Below are 4,387 nucleotides of genomic sequence, written 5' to 3' on the forward strand. Positions count from 1 at the left end.
TGTTGTACCGGTCGTTATTGTTGAAGATCCATTTGGTATTGCTGAAGAATTAAGTCTACAGCGTCAGTTAAAAATTGAACCGATAGCGCAATCGGTTGTAAAAGCGGAAGAAATATATAATAAAAAAATAGATGAGCACTTTAGAAAATTATTTGAATCCAATAAACGGTTAGATGAAAAACTCAAGGAAAGTCTTGATGAAAATATAGAAAAATCAGAGGAAAAGACTTCTGACATAGAAGAATATAAGCCAGCTTATCATGCGGTAGTGAAAACTTCAGTTGCTAAAAGCAAGTATTTTAGTGAAGAGCGTCTTCACCTACGTAAAACATTATCACTTATTAATGATTATCGAAACCAAATTGAATCGATAGAGATATCCCAAGCCAAAGATATGATTTATTATGATTATATTACTAAAGTGCAAGCAGGCTCTAGAGTGGAGACATATACCTGGCCAAATTCAAAAAAATATCTAAATCAAGGGCTTATCGAAATCACTTTGAGTGAAGAAGAAAAGCGTAAACAACTGGAAAAGATGCAAAAAAGACAAAATAAATCATACCTTTCTTATGAAGATGTTCGAGCGTTCCGATGTGATAATACTATTCTACAAGCTACTAAAGAAAAAATTGCGAAAGAACGAGCTAAATATGATAATTTACTTGATTTGGAAAAAGAGAGACAGTTTCTTGAGGAAGATAAAGCGGATTACAATGCTATTTTGGAGTCAATATCAAATTTTTCACAAGATTATTTTTATTATTTAACATGGCTATTTGGGTTTGAGGGTTGTTCAGAATATGCACCAAAATCAATCAATAAGTTTAATGATTGTGAGTTTTGGCTGATTGAGTGTGATACCAATGCATCCAATAACCATGTTGGGTATCTAACCGATTTTTTAGCCTTAATTGATTTTGCTTATTTAGGCGGCATTAAGACCGAAGAACAAACAGCCGTATGGGATACATTACTAAATAACAAAAATAGTCTGCTTTATCATATTATTGACGGTAAAAAAGGCAGTTTTTGGGAACTTGTTTTACATAAACGTCTTAAAATTATGGAAGATGAACTGTCGACAATTTCTGAATTCCAACCACAATTAACGCATGAAACCAATAATGAAGAAATTAAAAAACATCTGCAACAGCAGGAAGAAAACCAGCTGAAAGCAGAGCAGGAACGACAACAACAAACTAAAATCATTTTACAAGAACTTGAAGCTGAACAGTCCCAAAACCAATTGGATGAGAGTTTTTTCAGTGAAAAAGGTCAATTAATGTTAACGCTTTACTCCATGTTATTAACACGGGTATCTTCAGGAATAACTAATCGCCCTACTGAGAAAGCTGAAACACAAAAAGACAGTTTGATCAAACAAAATGCCAAAAAACTCATGATTGAAAGTGGCCTAATTATTAATGGGGAATTAATATTATATTTACAGTTACAAAACATCCCGGCCCTTGAATTAAATTCAATACAGACTTATTTTGAGCCGTTATCCCACAGTGCCACTCCATTACCAACGTTTGATTATACGGTATCGGACAGTAGTCAACAAGCCGAAACTGACTGGGATGCTGTTGACCGTACTTTGAATTATATAGATATGGCCAATAAAATAGTTGAAGTGGGGAATTCACCAAGAATCCTGGCCAGTGGTAGGACATTTTTCCGTGCAGTGTACCGCTATTTTTTAGGCGATCCATCGGTAATGAGGTTCCCAGTTAAAGATTTAAAAAAGATATTCATTCAAAGCTATAATAATATTAAAAAAATGAAAGGAGAATCTATTTTAGATTCAGTTAAAAATGCAGGATTAAATCCTACCACAAGAGTGAATGCCATAAGTGTTAGTCTTGCAAGCAGTCAGTTGTTAACAGCTGGATTACAAGCAGGTGTTACTTATATCCAATATCAGGAAAATTTAAAAAAATTAGAAGATAACTCGATTGGCGAAACAATACGCTATGAAATTAAGCGTGATGTACAGTTTGGTTTTTATAAAGTTGTGGCGGGATTCACAAATACCATAAATGAATTGCTTAAATTTGCTGATTTAACGCTGAGTCAAGCTGTCAGAACATTTATTACCAACCGGGCAAGTTTAAGCACGTTAGTTAATGGTGTATTTAAAATCTCAGCTGGTGCTGTGGGTGTTATGGGCATAATTAGCAGTGTGATTTCCATTACTGAAGGATGCTTCCTTTTTGCTAAAGGAATGCAAAAAGGTGGTGCGGTTGGTACAGCTTTGTGTATCGCAGGTGCTTTACAGGTTATATCGGGGATTGCTAACTTAGCACAATCGATATGCTTAATGTTATCCATATCTATGTTCAGCGGGCCTATTGGCGTTGCGATTTTTGTGTTCGCATTGGTGGCACAACTTGTCGTAGCGCTTATCCAAAAAATATTTAAAGATGAATCAGACGATTGGGATAAAATGCAAATCTGGTTTAATAACTGCTTGTTTGGCACAAAATCATCAGATAAAGGCATCGCTTATGTTGCGACCTTTGATAGCATGGCACTGGAAATTAATGACTTTATGGCAGCTTTGATTAATCTACATGCAGTAATACAGTTAGAAAAGCAGCCGATTTATTACTTAGAACAAATGCGAACATATAAGAATTCTAAAAAAGATTATGACCAAATAGGTCACCCAGAAAGGGCTGCAGATGTTGCACAGTTGTGTCGGGAAATTTATATCTCATTTATTTTACCAAATTATGATAGTGATGAAAGTTATTTTGAAGCCATATTAAGGTTTTTTGATAGAAATAATCAAGAAACAGTTGCCTTAAAAATTACAAATGGAGAAAAATACCCAATTTTGGAGTTTGTTAACGGTTCATCAGAAGATTTATTGATAAAACGACAGATACCACTGGAACCTGTTAATGATGATGAATATTTAATTCCAAGCAAAGTTGGACAAAAAGAATTATATAAAAAAGCAACTGATGCAGAAAAAAATGAATTGAATTATTTTCAAGTTTTTTATAAAGTGGGCGAATTTTATTATGTAGGTATTGAAGAGATTTATTTACAATTAAATTATTGGCCAAAAGGTCAAACGTCGCAAAATAGTCAAAATAAAATTGTTGACAACCCACCATTGATGATTTATTACACTTATAAAAATCATCACTCCCCTGTGAACGGTTTTTAAGATATAGGAAAATATATAATGAAAAATAATGTCCAATTAACAATTCTAATACTTGTGTCCAGTCTTCTTTTTGGTTGCGATACCTATGATAAAGAGGAGTTCAAAAAATTAACTCAAAACGTTTATGATAGAGTTCAAGCTAATCTCAAAATCAAAGGAAATTACTGTTTTTATTTGGGTTCTGTGAAATTTCCTTATACCGACGAGCCAGTATTAGCAGATGATATTCAGTGGGCAATTTGGAATAAAGGAAAATTATCTAGATCATTACCATTATTTGCAGAAATAGGCTTATTAACTCGTCAGCCCGTTGACGGTAAAGAGGGACTTTATCATTATGATTTGACCGAGTTGGGGCAAGAATATTTATACTCTTCTTATAAAAAGTCAGGGAGCGGACGAACAATTTATGATAACTCGTTTTGCTATGGCCCGATAAAAGTCATTAAAGTCACAGATGTGAGCGAAAAAACTTATGAACATGGAAGACATAGTAATAACGAAACACAAATTACAGTGAAAATCAATTATCAAGTAGTAAACACTCCAGAATGGGTAATTAATAATCAAGATAAACTCAAAGCGTTGTATGGTGCTAGTTCTGTGCGCTTGCCAGATGTTACATACCCTCAAACGCTACTGTATATACAAGGTAAAGATGGCAAATTATATGAAGAGTCATGGTCTTATCTTCTTATGCAACCTTAATGAAAATATTAATTAAGAATAAATGATGAAAAAAATTATTCAATTAACAACTGCATTATTTGTAACGAGTCTTCTTTTGGGTTGTGATACCTATAATTAAGAGGAGTTTAAGCAAAGAATTAAAAAAGGTTGGGACGAAGTGCATGCTAGTACTACACTCAAAGGCGATTTAATATTGCTGATTGGGTATTAAATTCGGAAAATAAACTCAATGCTATATATGAACCAATAACAGTAAGTTTACCAGAAGAAACTTACCGAGATATCGTAACATTTTATGTAGGTAAAGGAGATAAATTATATGAAGATAGTATACATTATAAATTGATTAAGTCTGCTCACTAATAGCGATTAAATTATGAAAAACTAATCTCAATTATCAGTCATTGGTCAAGTATGAATGCAAAAAATAAAATAAATAAGAATGAATAATGGAAGAAACAATGACCGGTAATTTAGAAAATACAGAACAAACAGAAACAATAAGCAAAGAAA

2 protein-coding genes are annotated in these 4,387 nt (G+C 33.2%); both read left to right on the plus strand.

Annotated elements, in window-relative coordinates; translation table 11 throughout:
- On the plus strand, positions 1-3,184 hold a 3,184-nt coding region (locus tag H3T96_RS14470), incomplete at its 5' end, for a hypothetical protein (protein WP_198248679.1).
- A 174-nt stretch (positions 3,185-3,358) separates the two neighbouring features.
- Positions 3,359-3,892 (plus strand): hypothetical protein, encoded by a 534-nt coding sequence (locus H3T96_RS14475; protein ID WP_198248680.1) that lies wholly within the window; start codon positions 3,359-3,361, stop codon positions 3,890-3,892.
- Positions 3,893-4,387 lie beyond the last annotated feature (495 nt).

It is taken from the genome of Gilliamella sp. W8136 (assembly GCF_016101285.1).
Taxonomy (GTDB): Bacteria; Pseudomonadota; Gammaproteobacteria; order Enterobacterales; family Orbaceae; genus Gilliamella; species Gilliamella apicola_N.